The 17,376-nt window shown below is 59.0% G+C and carries 16 protein-coding genes; 6 read left to right on the top strand and 10 right to left on the bottom strand.

Translation table 11 applies throughout. From position 1 onward, the window contains the following. Positions 1 to 299 (bottom strand): helix-turn-helix domain-containing protein (locus ACVWZJ_RS11620; RefSeq protein ID WP_457396137.1); only part of this gene is annotated, 299 nt, incomplete at its 3' end. 213 nt (positions 300 to 512) lie between these two features. Between ACVWZJ_RS11620 and proB the strand changes: the two genes are divergently transcribed. Continuing rightward, positions 513 to 1,628 carry a glutamate 5-kinase gene (gene proB / locus ACVWZJ_RS11615; protein WP_041436197.1) on the top strand — a complete coding sequence of 372 codons (1,116 nt, stop codon included), beginning with the start codon at positions 513 to 515 and terminating at the stop codon, positions 1,626 to 1,628. An 86-nt stretch (positions 1,629 to 1,714) separates the two neighbouring features. Here proB and raf1 read toward each other — a convergent pair whose 3' ends face one another. From raf1 to infC, 4 genes are all read right to left on the bottom strand, one after another. Continuing rightward, positions 1,715 to 2,818 carry a RuBisCO accumulation factor 1 gene (gene raf1 / locus ACVWZJ_RS11610; RefSeq protein ID WP_011432171.1) on the bottom strand — a complete coding sequence of 368 codons (1,104 nt, stop codon included), beginning with the start codon at positions 2,816 to 2,818 and terminating at the stop codon, positions 1,715 to 1,717. 164 nt (positions 2,819 to 2,982) lie between these two features. Further along, the gene (locus tag ACVWZJ_RS11605; RefSeq protein WP_238376869.1) at positions 2,983 to 4,929 is read right to left on the bottom strand and encodes a serine/threonine-protein kinase; all 1,947 of its coding nucleotides are present in this window, start codon (positions 4,927 to 4,929) and stop codon (positions 2,983 to 2,985) included. 126 nt (positions 4,930 to 5,055) lie between these two features. Continuing rightward, a complete protein-coding gene (gene bcp / locus ACVWZJ_RS11600; protein ID WP_011432174.1) occupies positions 5,056 to 5,520 on the bottom strand; it encodes a thioredoxin-dependent thiol peroxidase in 465 nt (154 codons plus the stop codon). A 15-nt stretch (positions 5,521 to 5,535) separates the two neighbouring features. Further along, on the bottom strand, positions 5,536 to 6,042 hold the full coding sequence (gene infC / locus ACVWZJ_RS11595; protein WP_457388865.1) for a translation initiation factor IF-3: 507 nt from the start codon (positions 6,040 to 6,042) through the stop codon (positions 5,536 to 5,538). 310 nt (positions 6,043 to 6,352) lie between these two features. On the opposite strand from infC, the gene ACVWZJ_RS11590 reads away from it, so the two are divergent. The 4 genes from ACVWZJ_RS11590 to ACVWZJ_RS11575 all read left to right on the top strand — a co-directional run bounded on the left by ACVWZJ_RS11590 (position 6,353) and on the right by ACVWZJ_RS11575 (position 10,340). Further along, positions 6,353 to 6,664: a hypothetical protein gene (locus ACVWZJ_RS11590; protein ID WP_011432176.1), complete on the top strand. Its 312-nt coding sequence runs from the start codon at positions 6,353 to 6,355 to the stop codon at positions 6,662 to 6,664. Positions 6,665 to 6,705: 41 nt separating this feature from the next. Beyond that, positions 6,706 to 8,091, top strand: a complete 1,386-nt coding sequence (locus tag ACVWZJ_RS11585; protein WP_457396139.1) for an aspartate ammonia-lyase — start codon at positions 6,706 to 6,708, stop codon at positions 8,089 to 8,091. 40 nt (positions 8,092 to 8,131) lie between these two features. Continuing rightward, positions 8,132 to 8,872 carry a Uma2 family endonuclease gene (locus tag ACVWZJ_RS11580; protein WP_011432178.1) on the top strand — a complete coding sequence of 247 codons (741 nt, stop codon included), beginning with the start codon at positions 8,132 to 8,134 and terminating at the stop codon, positions 8,870 to 8,872. Positions 8,873 to 8,951: 79 nt separating this feature from the next. Then, on the top strand, positions 8,952 to 10,340 hold the full coding sequence (locus ACVWZJ_RS11575; RefSeq protein WP_011432179.1) for an MFS transporter: 1,389 nt from the start codon (positions 8,952 to 8,954) through the stop codon (positions 10,338 to 10,340). Between the two features lie 69 nt (positions 10,341 to 10,409). Here the strand turns inward: ACVWZJ_RS11575 and tnpA are convergent, their stop codons facing one another. Beyond that, a complete protein-coding gene (gene tnpA / locus ACVWZJ_RS11570) occupies positions 10,410 to 10,850 on the bottom strand; it encodes an IS200/IS605-like element ISSoc10 family transposase (protein WP_011432180.1) in 441 nt (146 codons plus the stop codon). Between the two features lie 57 nt (positions 10,851 to 10,907). On the opposite strand from tnpA, the gene ACVWZJ_RS11565 reads away from it, so the two are divergent. After that, entirely contained in the window at positions 10,908 to 12,152 is a 1,245-nt protein-coding gene (locus ACVWZJ_RS11565; RefSeq protein WP_011432181.1) for an RNA-guided endonuclease InsQ/TnpB family protein, read from the top strand. Between the two features lie 402 nt (positions 12,153 to 12,554). Here ACVWZJ_RS11565 and ACVWZJ_RS11560 read toward each other — a convergent pair whose 3' ends face one another. The 4 genes from ACVWZJ_RS11560 to trpE all read right to left on the bottom strand — a co-directional run bounded on the left by ACVWZJ_RS11560 (position 12,555) and on the right by trpE (position 17,271). Then, complete coding sequence (locus ACVWZJ_RS11560; protein ID WP_011432182.1) at positions 12,555 to 13,016, bottom strand: hypothetical protein; 462 nt, start codon at positions 13,014 to 13,016, stop codon at positions 12,555 to 12,557. Between the two features lie 173 nt (positions 13,017 to 13,189). After that, entirely contained in the window at positions 13,190 to 14,296 is a 1,107-nt protein-coding gene (gene chlG, locus ACVWZJ_RS11555; RefSeq protein WP_202943707.1) for a chlorophyll synthase ChlG, read from the bottom strand. 620 nt (positions 14,297 to 14,916) lie between these two features. After that, a complete protein-coding gene (locus ACVWZJ_RS11550) occupies positions 14,917 to 15,747 on the bottom strand; it encodes a phytanoyl-CoA dioxygenase family protein (RefSeq protein WP_148202685.1) in 831 nt (276 codons plus the stop codon). Positions 15,748 to 15,750: 3 nt separating this feature from the next. Continuing rightward, positions 15,751 to 17,271, bottom strand: coding sequence for an anthranilate synthase component I (gene trpE, locus ACVWZJ_RS11545; protein ID WP_457396134.1), 1,521 nt, complete (start codon positions 17,269 to 17,271; stop codon positions 15,751 to 15,753). Positions 17,272 to 17,376: the final 105 nt, after the last annotated feature.

Raw genomic sequence — 17,376 nt, 5'->3', positions numbered from 1 at the left:
AAGCCGGCGCGCTGGGCGAAGAAGTGGCTGTAGGCTCGCTCCAAATCCTGGAGCGCCTGTTGCAGCGGATGCACCGGCGCATCCGCCAGCCACGCCGTATCTGCGCTGTGGCGCCACGCGGTGAGCAGCTGGCACAAGCCCGCATAGCCTAGCTTTTTCTGACCTTGCTCGTGACGCTCCTTCTGCAACGCCAGTGCTTTGTTGTAGACGAACCGGCAGGAGCCAGCAAAGCGGCGCATCTGCCGTTCCTGCTGGCCGTTGGGCAGCAATTCGTACTTGAAGGCTTGAAGTCGTTGCACCGCTCAATCGTATTCTTGACCTATGCGTGATGACAACGATATTCACATGGCCGGCACTGCGTTTTTAAAGGGCGTCGGCTACGGTCGGCGCTATCCTTCCCTGCCCTGAAGGACGGGGCTTGCCGCGCCTTTTGGTCAATACAGCTGCGTCTTGACTCCGCTATGGTGGCGCTATGGTGAATAGAGGGGTGGGAGGATGGGTTGAGAGCGGCGATGGCAACAACAGACGTGACGGTGGTGGTGAAGATCGGCACCTCCAGCCTGACAGATACTCAGACCGGCTTGTTGCGTCTTTCGGTGTTGGGGCCGCTGGTGGAGGTGCTGACCCACCTGCGCAGGCAGGGGTATGCGGTGATCTTGGTCTCCTCTGGGGCGGTGGGGGTGGGCTGTGCTCGCCTTGGCTGGCGGCAACGACCGACGGCTATTGCCGAGAAGCAGGCGGTGGCTGCGGTGGGACAGGGGCGGTTGATCCGCCTTTACGATGACCTCTTCTCGGCTCTGAACCAGCCAATTGCCCAAGTGCTGCTCACCCGCGGCGATCTGGTGGAGCGCAGCCGCTACGTGAACGCCAATCGCACTTTTGCCCAACTGCTGCAGATGGGGGTTATTCCCATCGTCAATGAAAACGACACGGTGGCAGTGGAGGAGCTGAAATTCGGCGATAACGACTCGCTTTCGGCGTTAGTGGCCAGCATGGTGCAGGCCAAGTGGCTTATCCTGCTCACCGATGTGGACAAGCTCTATTCGGCTGACCCCAACCGAGATCCCTCTGCCCAGCCCATTGAGCGGGTGTTGCCCGGGATCCCGCTACAGGTGAAGGCCGAAGCCCAGGGGAAAAGCGGCTGGGGCACCGGCGGCATGGCCACCAAACTGACCGCTGCTCAAATTGCTACAGCTGCAGGGGTAACGGTGGTGATCACCAATGGCAAACGGCCTGAGCAGATCCCGGCAATTCTGGCCGGCGAGGCCATCGGCACCCGCTTTGATCCGGCTCCTCAGCCCGCCAGCGCCCGCAAGCGATGGATTGCCTACGGCCTCATCCCCGAGGGATCTTTGACTTTGGATGAGGGGGCGGTACGAGCGGTGTGCGAGCAAGGGCGCTCGCTGTTGCCGGCAGGGATCACAGCCATTTCTGGGGAGTTTGAGGCGGGGGCTGCCGTGCGCCTGTGCGATCCCAGCGGCCAGGAGGTGGCGCGGGGCCTGGTGAACTACAGCGCCGAGGAGCTGCGGCAGATTAAGGGCAAAAAAACCGCCGAGATTCCCCGCATCCTGGGCTACGAAGGGGTTGATACTGCCGTCCACCGGGATAACTTGGCCTTGCTCAATTGAGGCCATGGGTGAGGCCATGGGGGCGAGTCCAGGCGCGGTGCTCTGCACCACTAGCACGAATGGCTACAACGGCGGGATCCCAACGCCTATTCTTCCAACTGCCAGGGATCCTGAGCCAGCACCTCATCGAAAACCCGCGGGGGGCGCACGGCCATCAGCACCTGGCCCAACAGGGGAGAGGAGGGCGAGTCTTCTATCCACTCCACCGCCAGGGATCCGGCCCGATCCACCAGGAAAAATCCCGCCATCTGAGCTCCCTCCCAAACCCGAGCGGCGCGATCGACCACCAGCAAAACCGGATCCTGTTCTTCACCGGCAGGCACCGGCAAACCCAACAGGGATCCCAAAAGCCGGTTTTCCACCTGAAGGATCACCGGATCCCCGGCCTTTTGAATCACCGGCCAAGCAGGCAAGGCCATCCAAGTCTGCTCCGCCGGGCTGTTGACCCAGCCAAAGGGCCCTTGCGGCTCGCTGGGGGGGATCCCTTCCCAGGCGGCAGTTGCAAGAGGCAGGGATCCGGCCACCGGCAGCAGTCGCGGCAGATCTTCTTCCAAGCGAAACACGGACAGCTTGGGCAAAACGCTGCGTTGGGGGCGGGAGCTGGTGGCAATCGTGGACAAGAGCTGCTCCACCTGTCGGCGGGCTGTATCACTGTGGACATACTGAAATGCTCGACCGATAGCGCGAGTTCGCTCCTGCAGATCGCGGGTTTGCTGGGCCGTCCGCCAGGCTTGATAGGCTACCGCATCGCCAGGGTGATCCGTAAACCCTTCCGGAAGCTGTTGGAGCTGGGCATAATTTTTCACGGCGCGGGCGATCTCATGAGCATCAGCGGCATGCAAATGGCGACTGAAGATAAATTCCGCCACCCGAACCCGATCCTGTGGAGAGAGAATGCGCAACTCGTAGAGGATATCGCTACCTTTGTGGGCAAAATGCTCCAGAACTGCTGGGCTGGCTCCTGCTTTGGCTATCCCTTCGTAAACTTGGGCCGCAACGATGATCTGGTTTTGGTGAATGGGCTCAAACCCGGTTGCCTCGAAGATGGCCTGGGGAGTCATTTTCTGTCGTTGCAAAGCTTGACAGGCCTTGGCCCAATCCAGCCACCGGCCCTCTTTGCGGCGCAGCCGCTCTACCAACAAGCTGGGATCCTCCTCCACAGCAGCAGGTTCCGGCAGATACTGACTCATGCTTGTTCTCCAACAGGCTGGACAGATCACCACTCCCCTGGTCCACAGCCCAGCAGAGCTGGCCGGGCATCTGGCCAAACTTGATCTTCAAACTTGATCTTAGGGCTGATAGCGGTTCTGGCCGAGTCCGGTCGCGACAGCGGGACGGAGTCCTTGGCGAAACTCTAGATCGCTGGGTCGCACAGCATCACCTGGGAAGGCTGTCCACTCACCGGCAAGCAGTTCAGATCCAATTGCCAAAGCTGAGACAGGTGAGATTTCTCTGCTTTGGGCACCTGCAGCCAAATCTTGCCCCTTTGGCCCACCTGCAACACCTGTGAGCCGTTAGGCACAGCTACTTGGGCCAAGGGATCCCCTTTTTCACTGTACAGCCAGAGGGAAGTGGATTGCTCGCCCTCTCGACACAGCAGCAGCACGCCCCAAGGGGCCTTGGCCATCTGGACAGGTTGCCCTTTCAAGAACCAGCGGCGCACCCGCAGCGGATTCACCTGCACTGAGTGGAGATAGGGGCAGCAACCTTGCTGGCCTTCCCTTCCCTCATCTGTTGCCGCAAAGAGCAACCGTTCTCCCAAGCTGATCACCCCCCCTTGGGGATCCAAGGGCAGGCGATAGCGAATGGGCTGGGATCCCGTCTGCAGAGACCAGCCGGTCGCGACAGTGGGATGGTGTCCCTTGGGATAGGGCAAGAGGCTCATCTCCACCCACTGCTGCCCCACACCTGTCAACAAAACCAGATGCTCCGAGAGGGCCAGCAAGCGGGACAGGGATCCCTGCCAAGGCCAACGAAAATAGCAGCGGGAATCGGGGAAAGGCTGTGTTCCTGTCGACGTGGCCGGCTGCCATTGTACGGCCCCCAACTCTTGGGCGGTGGCCCAGACCAGCTCCTGTCGCTCTGCCAGCCAGGTGGCCTGCCAATCCTCCTCAAAGCTGAGCAAGGTGCGGATGCGGCTGGGGCTGAGGTGCAAAAGGCTGCTTCGGGAGAAGGCCAGGGCTTCCGGGAAGGTGTTCAAGGGCAGCACCGCCCGAATTGGCTCGTCCAGGGAAAAACGGGCCAAAGCAGGGGATCCCAGGGCAAGGTTCTGGAGCTCCAGCCATTCCAGCCTCTGGGGGGTCACCCGCAACAGCAGCGGGGATCTGGAGCCGCTGGGATCCTCGCAGATGCAGAACTTTTGCTCGGCCAGGAACTCCATCCCGCCAGTGTCAACAGAGCCCAGATCCGGCAGATCCCAAACCTGTACCCCAGGGGGCGGCCATCTGGGCAGGCGAGGGCCAACCCAACAACTGGCCGGCTCTTGCCACTCTTGGGCAACCACCGCCAAAGCCGACCGCATTTGGGCAGCAGTGCGGAACCGCCGCAAGGGCAACTTGCGTAGGGCTATCTCCAGCACCTCCCGCAGCGGGGCAGGGATCCCTTCGGGACAGACAAACGGCTGGTTGAGGTGGGCGTGCATCAACTGGCCGGGGGATCCGGAAAAAGGCCGCCGGCCTGTCAACAGCTCCAGCAGGATGATCCCCACCGCGTAGAGATCCGAGGCAGGGCTAAACTGACCGTAGAAGCGCTCGGGAGCCATGTAGGCAGGGGATCCGGTGGCGCTGATCTCATCAGGAAGAGGCTGGGAGTGGCGGGCAATGCCAAAGTCTGTCAGCTTCAGTTGCCAGCCCTGGGGCGTGGGCTTGAGCAGGATGTTCTCGGGCTTGACATCGCAGTGGATCACCCCCTGCCGGTGGGCATGATCTAACCCGGCCAAAATCTGATCCACAAAGCCCAAAACCTGCTTGACCGGCAGCCACAGCCCTTGCTCCACCTGGTCGATCAGCTCCCGCAGCGTGCCTCCCTCGCAGTACTCCAACACCAGGTAGCGACCTTCGCGGGCATGTTCGAGGGCGTAGCAGCGGGTAATGTTGGGGTGGTTCAGGGTGAGCAGATGGCGCAGCTCCCGCAGCAGATTTTGGGTGGGAAAGCGCTCCGCCGGCAGCTCCTTCAGGGCCACCAGGTCTCCTCCTTGACGGGGACGGGCACAGAATACACGCCCGTACTGCCCTTGGCCGGCCAAACCCAACATTTGGTAGCTGTCGTGAATCGACTTGAGGGTACGGCTGCGTCGGGACACGGCCCTAGCCCACGAGGAATCAATACCGGCACTTTACATCTTTTTTTGCTCTTTTCGTTCCCGTCTTGGCTCAGGTTCCAGAACAACGAGCCCAGCAGCAGGTCTGCCGAACTCCCACCGGAAAGCCTAAGAGCCAGTCAACTGCTTGAGCAGCTCCGCTGCGTGGGTTTCCACCTTGACCTTGGTGATAACGGCCTCGATCTTCCCCTCCGGATCAATAACAAAAGTGGTGCGGTGAATGCCGTTGTACTCTTTGCCCATGAACTTTTTCGGCCCATAGACCCCGTAAGCCCTGGCCACCTTGGCCCCCTCATCCACCAACAGGGGGAAGGGCAGTTGCAGCTTCTGGGCAAATTTTTGGTGGGAACGGGCATCGTCGGCGCTCACCCCCAAGATGGCGATGCCGTGGGCTTGATAGTCAGCGTAGGCATCCCGAAAGCCGCAGGCTTCTTGGGTGCAGCCGGGGGTGTTGTCCCGCGGGTAAAAATAGAGCACCACCCGCTGGCCCCGCAACTGGCTCAAGCTGATGGGATTGCCCTCGGCATCGGGCAGGGTGAACTCCGGAGCCGGATCCCCAACGGCAAGGGGCATGGGTGGGATCCCTCCTCAGACCGATTTTTTGGGAGAGAGAATCATCGTGATGTTTCGCCCTTCCTTTTGGGGGGGCTGCTGCATTTCCGCCACTTCTTGTAAGTCTTTGAACAAGCGGTGCAGCAATTCTTCCCCTAACTCGGCGTGCTGGGCCTCACGACCGCGGAACATCACCGTGGCTTTCACCTTGTCTCCATCCCCCAAGAACTGTTGGGCGCTGCGCAGGCGCACGTTGTAGTCGTGCTCGCCGATGTTGTAGCGAAACTTCACTTCCTTGATCTCGGCAGTGTGTTGCTTCTTGCGGGCCTCCCGTTCTTTCTTCTCCTTCTCAAACTTGAACTTGCCGTAGTCCATGATGCGGCAGACGGGCGGGTCGGCCTTTTCGCTCACCAAGACCAAGTCCAGATCTTTTTCTTCTGCCAGGCGCAGGGCTTCGCGCGGGCTCATGATCCCCAACTGAGTGCCGTCGGTATCGATAAGGCGGATTTTGGGGAAGCGGATGCGCTCGTTGATAGCCGGCAGCTCTGCGCGCTGCTTGCGGGGGAAGCGGTCAGGTGGACGCTCTACGGTCAAGTTTTCCTCTCTCAACGAAATAACAACACAAGACAAATGCTAAGTAGGACTAGCCCCCTTCGGAGCAGTGCCGAACCCTGAGTTTGGACTCTCCAATCAAAGTCGGCCACTGGCCCGCAGGCCAAGGCAGGCTGCACCTATACTAACCGGCATTTTCCGTCTCCTTCTAGAGCTATCAAGAGTTGTCAAGGCCCGCTCACTTGGGGATCCTGCCAGATTGGGGCAACAACCGCGGTAGGATACCAAAGTGGCGATCCTGATGGGATCAAAGGTTGTTTGTCGGCCAGCAGGGAGGGCAGAAGCGGTGCAGCTCGGTTTAACGGAACGGGAACTGACAGAGTTGGCCCAAAAGTCGGTTCAGCTCATCCTCAGCCCGCGGGAAGGGGATAGCGAAGCGCTGATCCAGTACAAGTCTTCGGCAGAATTTCGAGCGGGGGTGCATCTGGCCTGTGCGGCCATGGTGTTGGTCTTGGCAGAGAACAACGAGCGCCTCAGCCAGCAGTTGCAGGCTACTTTACAAAACTTATCTGCAGCCGTCGAGACACCCTCAGAGAAGGCTGCCGGAAGCTAGCCCAAGGATCCGCGAACGGGGGAGGAAAAGCCTTGGCTGAGGTGCGCAGCGAACGAGACTCAATGGGGGAGCGGCAACTACCCCAGTCGGTTTACTACGGCATCCAGACCGCCCGTGCCCTGGAGAACTTCCCCATCAGCGGCCTCAAGCCCCTGCCAGAGTATGTGGAGGCCTGCGTGCTGATTAAAAAGGCGGCGGCGGAGGTCAACGGCGAGCTGGGGTGCATTCCGGCAGAGGTGGCCAAGGCGATTGTCCAAGCGGCGGATGAGATCCTCCAGGGATCCCTGCGGGATCAGTTTGTGGTGGATGTGTACCAGGCGGGGGCGGGCACCTCCCACCACATGAACGTCAACGAAGTGCTGGCCAACCGCGCTCTGGAGATCCTGGGGGAGCCCAAGGGCCGCTACGAGCGGGTCAGCCCCAACGACCATGTCAACTACGGCCAGTCCACCAACGATGTCATCCCCACCGCCATTCGTCTGGCTGCCCTGCTGCGGGTGCGACGGGATTTTCTGGGCACGCTGGACAATTTGGTAGCGGCGCTGGAGCAGAAGGCCCAAGAGTTTCGCGGCATCCTCAAGGCCGGTCGCACCCATTTGCAGGATGCGGTGCCGGTGCGGCTGGGGGATAGCTTCGGCGCCTACGCGGCCATCTTTGCCCAACACCGTCGCTGGATTGAGGAGGCCAGCCAGGCCCTGTGCAGCTTGGGGCTGGGGGGAAGCGCCGTCGGCACCGGCCTCAACACTCATCCCCAGTACCGGCAAAAGGTGGTGCAACGGCTGGCAGAGTATACCCAGTTGCCCCTCACCCCTGCTCCCCACCCCATGGCGGCGATGCAGAGCATGGCCCCCTTTGTGCATCTGTCGGGATCCCTGCGCAACCTGGCCCAAGATGGCATCAAGCTGGCCAACGACCTGCGGCTGATGGATTCTGGCCCCAAGACCGGCCTGAAGGAGATCCAACTGCCGCCGGTGCAGCCCGGCTCTTCCATCATGCCTGGCAAGTACAACCCGGTGATAGCCGAGATGTTGAACATGGTCTGTTTCCAGGTGATTGGGCTGGATACCGCCATCACCCTCGCAGCCCAAGCGGGGCAATTTGAGCTCAACGTGATGATGCCCCTGATTGCCTATGACCTCCTGCACAGCCTGCAGATTCTGAACAGCAGCCTGCGGGTCTTTGCCGAGCGCTGTATTCAAGGCATCACCCCCAAACCGGAGCGCTGCCGCGGCTACGCGGAAGGGACGCTGGCTTTGGTGACCGCCCTCAACCCCTACATCGGCTATTTGCAAGCTGCAGAAGTGGCCAAGGCTTCTTTGGAAACCGGCCAGTCCATTCGGCAGATTGTCTTAGAGCGCAACTTGATGACCCCGGAACAGGTGGCCAAGGTGCTGGATCTGGAGGCGATGAGCCAAATGCAGTCCTAACCCATTCGCTACAGTGGAGGCATACTGCTCCTGCCCGGCCATGACCATCGCCCCCTATCGCTGGCCCACCCAGCACGACTTGCCCGATACAGACGACACCCCCTTGGACAACGAGGATCAAGGCCGCCAATACCCCCTCCTCCGGGAACCGCTGCTGCTGCACTGGTCAGATCGGCAAGACTTTTTTGTGGCTTGCAATATGGGCCTTTACTACGCCCTACCCCGGCAGGTCATTGTTCCGGATTTGTTTCTGGTGCTGGGGGTTCCCCGTTGGCGGGATGGCACTGCCCGCAAAAGTTATGTGGTTTGGGATGAAGGGAATATCTTGCCTATTCTCATCTTGGAGATCATCTGCAACGACCAGGGGGAAGAAAAACCCGGACAAGCCAAATTCCAGCTCTACGAAAGGCGGCTGCGGATCCCCTACTACGTCACCTTCGAGCTAGAGACCGATGAGCTGAATGTTTATCAACTCCAGGGCGGACACTATGAGCTGCTCCCCGGCTCAGGCGCTGGAGAACATCCCCCAATTCTGTTGCCCGATTTGGACTTGAGTATCGGTCGGTGGTGGGGATCCTACGAGGGGCGAGAACGCTTTTGGGTGCGCTGGTATGATAGGGCAGGGCAATTGTTGCCTACGGGAGCTGAACTAGAACGGCAGCGGGCTGAATTGGAACGGCAACGGGCTGAATTGGAACGGCAGCGGGCAGAATTGGAACGCTCCCGAGCCGAACGACTGGCCCAGCGGCTACGGGAACTGGGAGAAGACCCTGAATTTTGATCAGCTTTTCCAGGGATCCCCAAAAAAGAAATCTCCACCTACCCCCTACACTGGAATCCTGGCATTCCAGGGGGACATGATGACCAGACAGCGACTCAGTTTGTGGACGAAGCTGGCCTATGGGGTGGGGGATCTGGGCACAGGCATGACGGCCAACATCCTCATCTTTTTCCTGCTGCCCTTTCTCACCAATACCGTTGGCATGTCGGCAGGCCTAGCCGGCAGCATCTACGCCATCACTCGCTTTTGGGATGCCATCAACGATCCCATCATCGGCATTCTCAGCGACCGCACCCGCACCCGTTGGGGCCGTCGCCGCCCCTGGCTGCTGTTTGCAGCCCTCCCCTTTGGCCTCACGTTCCTGGCCCAGTGGTGGATCCCTTTTCCCGGTCGGATTGGCCCCCTGTTTGCCTACTACCTGGCGGTGTCGCTCTTGTTCAATACCTTCTACTCTGCGGCCAATATTCCCTACGCCTCCCTGACAGCGGAGCTGACCCAGGATTACGACGAGCGCACCCAGCTCAACCAATTCCGCTTTGCCTTCTCTGTAGGGGGCAGCATGGTTGCGGTGGTTACCTTTCCGCTCTTGGTCAACCTGCTGCCGGATCGGGCTGCCGGCCATCTGCTGGCCGGAGCCTGTTTTGGAGTGATCTCGGCTGTGCCCTTGCTGATCTGTTTTTGGGGGGTGCGAGAACGGTATCCATCCCAACGGGATCCCATGCCCCTGGTTCAACAACTGCGGGTGGCCTTCAGCAACCGCCCCTACCTGTTTGTCAGCGGCATCTACCTGTGTTCTTGGCTAGCGTTTCAGTTCACAGCCACAATCATCCCTTATTTCATCGTCTTCTGGATGGGCCTGCCGGAGGTGTGGATTTCCTTGGTGGTACTGGCGGTACAGGGGATCGCAGTGCTGACGCTGTTCGGTTGGACCCAACTGAGCACCCATCTGGACAAGCGCACCATGTACCTCATTGGGGCGGGGTTTTGGCTGATCTCGCAGGCGGGCTTGTTTTTCCTCCAGCCCGGCCAGCAGGGGATCATGATTGGGCTGGCTCTGTTGGCCGGCATTGGGGTTTCTGCTACGGCCTATCTCGGCCCTTGGTCGATGTTGCCGGATGTGATCGATCTGGATGAACTACAAACCGGGGAGCGGCGGGAGGGGATCTTCTACGCTTTTATGGTCTTCTTACAAAAGGTGGGCCTGGCGCTGGGACTGTTTTTCGTGGGGCAAGCTCTGGATTGGGCCGGCTTCGTGCCTTCGGTGGCCGGAGAGGCCCTGCCCATCCAGCCGGAATCGGCTTTGTTGGCCATTCGCGTTGCCATTGGCCCCTTACCGGGAGTGGCTTTGATCGGCGGGATCTTGCTGGTGTGGTTCTACCCAATCACCCGGCAGCGTCATCAGCAGATCCTGATGGAATTGGAAGAAAGACGGCAACAATACCACCCCAGCACCGAAAGATCTCCTTAGCTAAACCGCCGAGAAGCCCCGCCCTCTGTCCGTAGGACGTATGGCCTACGGCCCGCTGAAGCGAACGTGCTAGCGGCGCGGAGCGCTTGGGTCGGGATGAGAGGCGGGAGTACCTTGGCTTTCAATGTACTGGCTCAATGCCGAGACTGTTACCCCACCACATGAAGCGATGAAATAAGATTCATTCCACAGCACATTTTTCCGGTATATCTTGCTGATGTAATCCGCAAACTCGCTTCTCATCCTGCGACTAGAGACGGATTTGATGTTGTTTACCAATTTGGACAGATCCACCTGCGGGTAGTACTGGAACAGCAGATGAACATGGTCTGCCTCGCCGTTGAACTCAATAAGTTTGCAACCCCACTTTTGGCAAAGGTCATACATAACTTCATGTAATCGCTGCAGCATTTCGCTGGTAAATACCTTGCGACGGTACTTGGTGGTTAAGACCAAGTGCGCCTTCAAATCAGATACAGCTCTGCCGCTGGAAACAAAATCATGCTTCATGGTCGCTAATCCCTGCTGGCGCTATAATCAGTGTAGCGGTTTCTGAGTACGCTTAAGATGAGGACTGCCTATCAGTACCGCCTGCGGCCTACGCCCAGTCAAGTTGTCCTGATGGAGCAATGGCTGGAGCTGTTGCGCAAGCAGTACAACTATCGGTTGGCAGAGCGGCTTAACTGGTGGGAACAAAACCGCTGTAATATAAACGCCTGCCCCTTAATCTGTCATTTGCCTGAGCTGAAAGACAGGCCGGATGTCTACTCCCAAAAACGAGACTTGGTGAATACCAAAGTAAGGTTCCCCGAATACCAAGCAATCCATTCGCAAGTCCTGCAAAACTGCATAGAGCGGGTGCACAAAGCATTCGACCGCTGGCTGAAAGGCGACCGTAACGGCAAGAGGGCAGGAAGGCCGAGATTCAAAGGGGCGGGCCGGTATCGTTCCTTCACCTTTCCCCAGATGAAGCAGGACTGCATTCAAGGGAAGTTTATTCATCTGCCCAAAATCGGAGCAATTAAGCTGATTCAGCACCGTCCGTTGCCTGACGGGTTTGTTATCAAGACTGCCACCATCACCCGTAAGGCTGATGGATGGTATGTGACATTAAGCCTGCAAGATGCGTCCGTCCCCGAGTTTGCTCCTGAGCCTGCAACACTGGAGAACACGATAGGGATCGACATGGGGCTGGACTCCTTTTTGGTGACTGATACAGGGGAGTCCGTCCCAGTGCCCCAGTATTACCGCCGCGCCCAAAAGCGCCTGGAGAGGCTGCAGCGGTCATTATCCCGTAAGCAGAAAGGGTCAAACCGCCGCAAGAAAGCCTTAGGGCGAGTGGCTAAGGCACACCTCAAGGTGGCCAATCAGCGTAAAGATTTCCACTACAAAGTAGCCAAGAAGCTAGTAAGCAAAGGGAAGCATATTGCGTATGAGGCGCTCAACACCAAAGGTATTGCGAGAACCCGACTAGCGAAATCCATCTATGACGCTGGGTGGGGGCAATTCCTGCAAATTCTCGCAGTCAAGGCTGAAAGAGCTGGGCTGAGGGCGATTGCAGTGGATCCAAGAGGCACGAGCCAAGACTGTTCTCAGTGCGGTCAAAAAGTACCGAAAACCATTCGAGACAGATGGCATTCTTGCCCGCATTGTGGACTGGAACTAGGCCGAGACCACAACGCGGCGATAAACATCAAATACAGAGCGGTGGGGCATCCCGTTCTCAAAGCTCAGGAAACGTCCTTCACAGGAGTCACTGAGAAGCCCGCACTCTTTCGCTTTAGCGGCGCGGAGCGCTTTGCGTCAGCATGAGTGCGGGAGTATGTCACACCGCAAAATAGGCTACGGTTTCTAGCGGCAGAGCAACTGGCGCAATTGCGGGGGTTTTGATCTTCGGCCCAGGCTACTCCTCTCTCAGGGGCCTGCAGGATTACCTCATCAATGGCCTGAAAAAATGGCCTGAAAATCGATCGCTCCTTCATCTCGCGCTTGGGGCCGAATGGAGAAAATGCCGAGACCATTGCCTAATCATCACCTTGGCCCGCAGCCTGGGAATGGATGTCACTGCCGAGGGGATCGAAACCCTACAGCGACTGCACCAATGAGGCTGTTGAACTGCGAGTATGGCCAGGGCTATTTCTTCGCCAAACCTCTCTAGGATGCAGAGCAAATGCTGCGGTTGCAACTGGACAAGAGGTGAAGGGATCCCTGCCCTCAGTCTAGGATGATGCGCAGGCCGCTACCCGAGGGAGTCGCCGGTTCAGGGTTGGGCACAATCCGCAGCCCACTGCCGGAGGGCCGGATCACTGTGTTGTCAGCATTTACGAAGAAGGTGTTGGATTGGCCGTCCCGCTCATACACTACCACGTCGTTGCGGTTGAACCGGGAGCGACAGATGATGGGGGAGTTGTCGGCAGCAGTAGCCGCACTGCAGCGGTAGCCAGGGGCAGAGACGATCTTGCCTTCTTCATCGATGGAAAAAGGAACTGCAGAGGGCAAGATTGGAGAAAAGACCGGCTGGTCGGGATTGAGGATCACCGAGCCACCTGTGCTGGGTTCTACAACGATCCCTCGCCCGTCGATGACAATCCGCTGCGCTTGGGCGGGAGAGATGGCCAACGGGCCCAAGAGCAAAACCAGGCTCAGGCCGAGTTTGAAGGGGAAAAGCGGGTTCATCGGACATCTCCTTTTGCCAAGGGCCATGACAGCTTCCAGGGATCCGCCAACGATCCTTGCAGGGGATGGATCCCTGGCTCAACTTAACTTGATCTTGGCCCAGATGTCGGGCCGAACCCAGGGCGGAAGCCGTCACCTCTGTTGCCAAGATGGGCACTTTGCCGTCGGCTCGACTACCACAGCCCCGAGCGGCCCAACGCCAGCCCGACCACCAACATGCCCAACACCAAAAAGGGCTGCGCGCTGGCTTGGTATTTCACATCGTTGTTCAAAGGATCCCGCAGCAGGTACATATCTTGGAAGGTTATTTGCGGGATGATCAGCAGCACCAAAAGGGCCGCGTAAAGTTTTAGGCCCGCCCCCAGCAAAAATGAGGCCATGCCGAACTGGAACAGGTCGATCATCAGCGCCGAGATCCAAGCGGCCCCCATTGCCCCAAACATCACCGGCAAAGAGGCCAAGCCAAACTGCCTGTCCCCTTCGATGCTTTTGAAATCGTTGACCACGGCAATCCCCAGCCCGGCCAAGCTGTAGATCAGCGTCAGGATGCAGACCGTCCAGTTCAGCTCGCCGAACAAGGCGTGACCCGTCCACCAGGGCAGGGCGATGTAGCTGGCACCAAGGGCATAGTTGCCCAGCCAGCCGTTGCGCTTGAGCTTCAGGGGCGGCGCCGAGTAAATGTAGGCAATGAGGGCTCCCGCCAAGGCAATGCAGGTGATCACCGGTAAGTCATGGCCCGTGTACCAGTCCAGAGCGTAGGCCAAGCCCAACCCCAAGATCAGCAGCACCCAGATTTGGATAACCACCCGCTGCAGAGAGATGGCCCCCGAAGGGATCGGGCGGTAGGGCTCGTTGATGGCGTCGATCTCGCGGTCGTAGTATTCGTTCACCGTTTGGGTATAGCCCGTCATCAGGGGGCCCGCCAGAATCATGCCCACCAAAATGAGAGCCACATTCTCCCAAGTCCAGGTGAAGTGACCGGAAGATGCCGCCCCCGGAATCAGACCCCACACCAAAGGGATCCAGGTGACAGGCTTCATCAGTTGCAAGTGCAACTGCCAAATGGAGCGAGACTCCACCTCTGCTCCTTTCATGCCCAGCAGTTGACGGACACGCTGCGCATTCGACCCGCCGGTGCCAGGGGATCCCTTGCCGGGATCCGAGTCTGGGGTGGTTTCTTCCGCAGTAGCTCCTACCTCCTCTAAACTGGGCTCTGCAGCAAAGGCCATCTCAGCCGCCATTTCCGGCGAGGAGGGATCTTGAGGGATCTTTTCGCTCATGGTGGGATGCGCAATCAAACTGCAATAACGGGGATAACCACCCCCATTCTGAGACATCGTGACATACTCCCGCACTCATGCTGATGCAAAGCGCTCCGCGCCGCTAAAGCGAAAGAGTACGAGCTTCTCAGTGACTCCTGTTAAGGACATTTCCTGAGCTTTAAGAACGGGATGCCCCACCGCTCTGTGTTCACCATAGCAAGGGTTTCCGCCTTTCATCCTGACCCTCATGCTGATACATAGAGGGCGTCGCTTCTCGGCGGTCTAGCTGACCGGATTCCTCAAACAAGAGGAGAGGTTGACGTTCTCCCCACGGCTAAAGCCAGAGGATCCGTTCTCAGCCAGCAAAACAACTCCCACTGACTGAGCTACACCGAGCATGTGGCTTATACCGCAGCACCGTGGGGGACGCCAAAGCGCTTCGCGCCGCCAAGGCGAACGCACCAGCTACTGGGATGTGGAAACACCCCAGATACTTCTACTTCACCTTCAGCACTGCACCTTTCTATAAATGGGTGGAGCGATACTCACATCCTATCAGGAGACGGTAGCTTATCCCTAGGCATAAATGCCGGGGCCTGAGCCGCCGAGTTTTCGGTCAGCTCGCAGTTCCGGGCCATCTACACAATCTGTGCCGTCACGAATAGGTTTTGGTGCTCCGCTGGGATCCGCTCTTTCTCTTGGGCCGGGATCACCAGGGGAGGTTGCTGAGTGTAATTGATGGGATCCCGAAACCAAGCGCGGCTGTAGGTGTTGTAGAGAAGAGGACGGGGAGCGGGCGAGCGATTGGCCCGACCCAGATGAATCAGGCGGTAGTCGAACAGGAGGCAGGATCCCTTGGCCAAGGGTGGATCGATAAAGGGCATCTGCTGGGCCAGCTCGGTATAGTGGGCATCGAAGACCGCATGGCTGCCGGGCCAGAGACGGGTCATGCCGTTCTCTTCGTTGACCTCCACCAGAGGAATAAGCAAATTCAGGGCATAGCAAGGAATGATCGCATCCAAGGTCTCGTCGCCAAACAGATGAGACAGATCCCGGTGAACTTGTTGATCGGCGGATCCCGGCAGAGAGACCACCGCCCCCAGCCCGCTCAAGATCAACTCTGGCCCCAAAATCCGCTTCAGGATGGGCAAGATCAGAGGATGGGCATAGATGAGGGGATCGTTGAAGGGGCCCTCCAGGCGAACCGTTACCATCACCCGTCTATTGCCCACCAACAGGGCATCAGCGTGGTGCTCGTGGGTGCAGTAGCGGCTGTAGGTGGCCAGAAAGCTGCTGTGCAACTTGTCGATGAGCTCGGGGGGAAAGATCTCCGGCAACACCAGATAGCCCTCTGTGGAAAACAGTTCAAAAGCCTGCTCTACGGTCTCTGGATCCGGCTGCTGGAGCTCCTGTAAGGACTCCGTCCCGCTGACGCGAACCGCAGGGCTGAAGCGCAACTGGGCCAACATCGGCTAGGTCTCCTGCAAACTGGCCACAGCCATTAACATGCCCCGCGCTTTGTTCAGACATTCTTGATATTCCCGCTCCGGATCCGAGTCGGCTACAATACCTGCCCCGGCCTGCAAGCTCACCTGGCCCTGATGAACCAGCAGAGTGCGGATGGTGATGGCGGTGTTCAGTTGGCCAGAAAAGTCGTAGTAGCCATAGGCGCCGGCATAGGGCCCGCGGCGGCATCCTTCCAGCTCATGAATAATCTGCATGGCGCGGATTTTGGGGGCGCCGGTAACAGTGCCGGCAGGGAAGGTGGCCCGCAGCAGATCCCAGGCGCTGTACTGGGGATCCAGCCGCCCCACCACGTTGCTGACGATGTGCATCACATGGCTGTAGCGCTCGATCTGCATCAGGTCGTCCACCTGCACAGATCCCAGTTGGCAGACCCGTCCCAGGTCATTGCGGGCCAGATCCACCAGCATCACATGTTCGGCCCGTTCTTTGGGATCTGCCAACAGCTCTTGCTCTAACTGCCGGTCTTCCAGAGGGGTGGTGCCGCGGGGGCGGGTGCCGGCAATGGGGCGCACAGTGGCGATGCGGTCTTCCCCCACGCGGCTGAGTTTCACCATCACCTCTGGGCTGGAGCCGATGAGGCAGAGATCCCCAAACTGCAAAAACGCCATGTAAGGGGAAGGGTTAATCAGCCGCAACGAGCGGTAGAGGCGAAAGGGATCCCCGGCAAGGGAGACGGTAAACCGCTGCGAGAGCACCACCTGGAAGATATCTCCGGCGCGGATGTAGTCCTTAGCCCGTTCCACCGCTTGGCAGTAGGCCGGGCGGCTCAGGGTGCTGGGGGGGATTTGTTCGCGCCAGCGGGACGGAGTCCTTTCCGACAGGTGGGGCTTCCAGTTGAGGTGCAGATGGGCCAGGGAAAGAGGAGCGCTGAGCTGCTGCATCAGCTTTTCCACCCGCCGGCAGGCTTGGGCATAGGCTTCCTCAGGAGCGTGGTGACGGGTATCGGCGAAGGCCACCACCCAAATCTTGCGCTTTACCTGGTCAAAGAGCAGGATGCTGTCCACCTGCATCAAAACGGCATCAGGGGGATCCCCCGGCTGCAGGGGGTGGATGGGCACCTTGGGCTCAATCCAGCGAATCAGCTCGTAGCCCCAGTAGCCAAATAGGCCGCCGATGCTGCTGGGCAATTCCGGCAAATGCACCGGCTCATAGGGCTGCAAGCAGCGGGCCAAGATGGCAAAGGGATCCCCTTGGTGGTGCTCCTGTCGGCCATCGCGGTATCGCTGTAGCGCCTGATCCCCGCGTATTTCCAAAACCCACAGGGGATCGCAGCCCAAGAAGCTGTAGCGGGCCACCTGTTCCCCCCCCTCCACCGACTCCAGGAGAAAGTTGTAGGGCTGGCCAGCACAGACCCGATACCAGGCAGAAACCGGCGTTTCCAAATCCGCCACCCATTCCTGGTACACCGGGATAAAGTTGCCCTGCTTGGTGAGGGCAAGAAACTCCTTCAAGGGAGGGTAAATCATGGCCTGCAACTTTTGTGCTTTTCCTGACTCTATCCCAGACACGGGATCCCAAGGGCGTGTGGATCCCTCTGGATTGCCCGGTTGCAACAGCGCCGGAAACCATTA

The sequence above is a fragment of the Thermostichus sp. OS-CIW-29 genome, from assembly GCF_054058195.1.
The sequence above is the reverse complement of the archived record's forward strand: the minus strand, read 5'-3'. Positions and strand labels throughout refer to the sequence as shown.

Excerpts from the sequence above, each read along its gene's own strand:
- chlG (WP_202943707.1), bottom strand. The coding sequence starts at position 14,296 with ATGAGCGAAAAGATCCCTCAAGATCCCTCCTCGCCGGAAATGGCGGCT.
- proB (WP_041436197.1), top strand. The coding sequence starts at position 513 with ATGGCAACAACAGACGTGACGGTGGTGGTGAAGATCGGCACCTCCAGC.
- tnpA (WP_011432180.1), bottom strand. The coding sequence starts at position 10,850 with ATGAAGCATGATTTTGTTTCCAGCGGCAGAGCTGTATCTGATTTGAAG.
- ACVWZJ_RS11550 (WP_148202685.1), bottom strand. The coding sequence starts at position 15,747 with ATGTTGGCCCAGTTGCGCTTCAGCCCTGCGGTTCGCGTCAGCGGGACG.
- ACVWZJ_RS11565 (WP_011432181.1), top strand. The coding sequence starts at position 10,908 with ATGAGGACTGCCTATCAGTACCGCCTGCGGCCTACGCCCAGTCAAGTT.
- ACVWZJ_RS11590 (WP_011432176.1), top strand. The coding sequence starts at position 6,353 with ATGGGATCAAAGGTTGTTTGTCGGCCAGCAGGGAGGGCAGAAGCGGTG.
- trpE (WP_457396134.1), bottom strand. The coding sequence starts at position 17,271 with ATGATTTACCCTCCCTTGAAGGAGTTTCTTGCCCTCACCAAGCAGGGC.
- ACVWZJ_RS11580 (WP_011432178.1), top strand. The coding sequence starts at position 8,132 with ATGACCATCGCCCCCTATCGCTGGCCCACCCAGCACGACTTGCCCGAT.
- bcp (WP_011432174.1), bottom strand. The coding sequence starts at position 5,520 with ATGCCCCTTGCCGTTGGGGATCCGGCTCCGGAGTTCACCCTGCCCGAT.
- ACVWZJ_RS11560 (WP_011432182.1), bottom strand. The coding sequence starts at position 13,016 with ATGAACCCGCTTTTCCCCTTCAAACTCGGCCTGAGCCTGGTTTTGCTC.
- ACVWZJ_RS11575 (WP_011432179.1), top strand. The coding sequence starts at position 8,952 with ATGACCAGACAGCGACTCAGTTTGTGGACGAAGCTGGCCTATGGGGTG.
- raf1 (WP_011432171.1), bottom strand. The coding sequence starts at position 2,818 with ATGAGTCAGTATCTGCCGGAACCTGCTGCTGTGGAGGAGGATCCCAGC.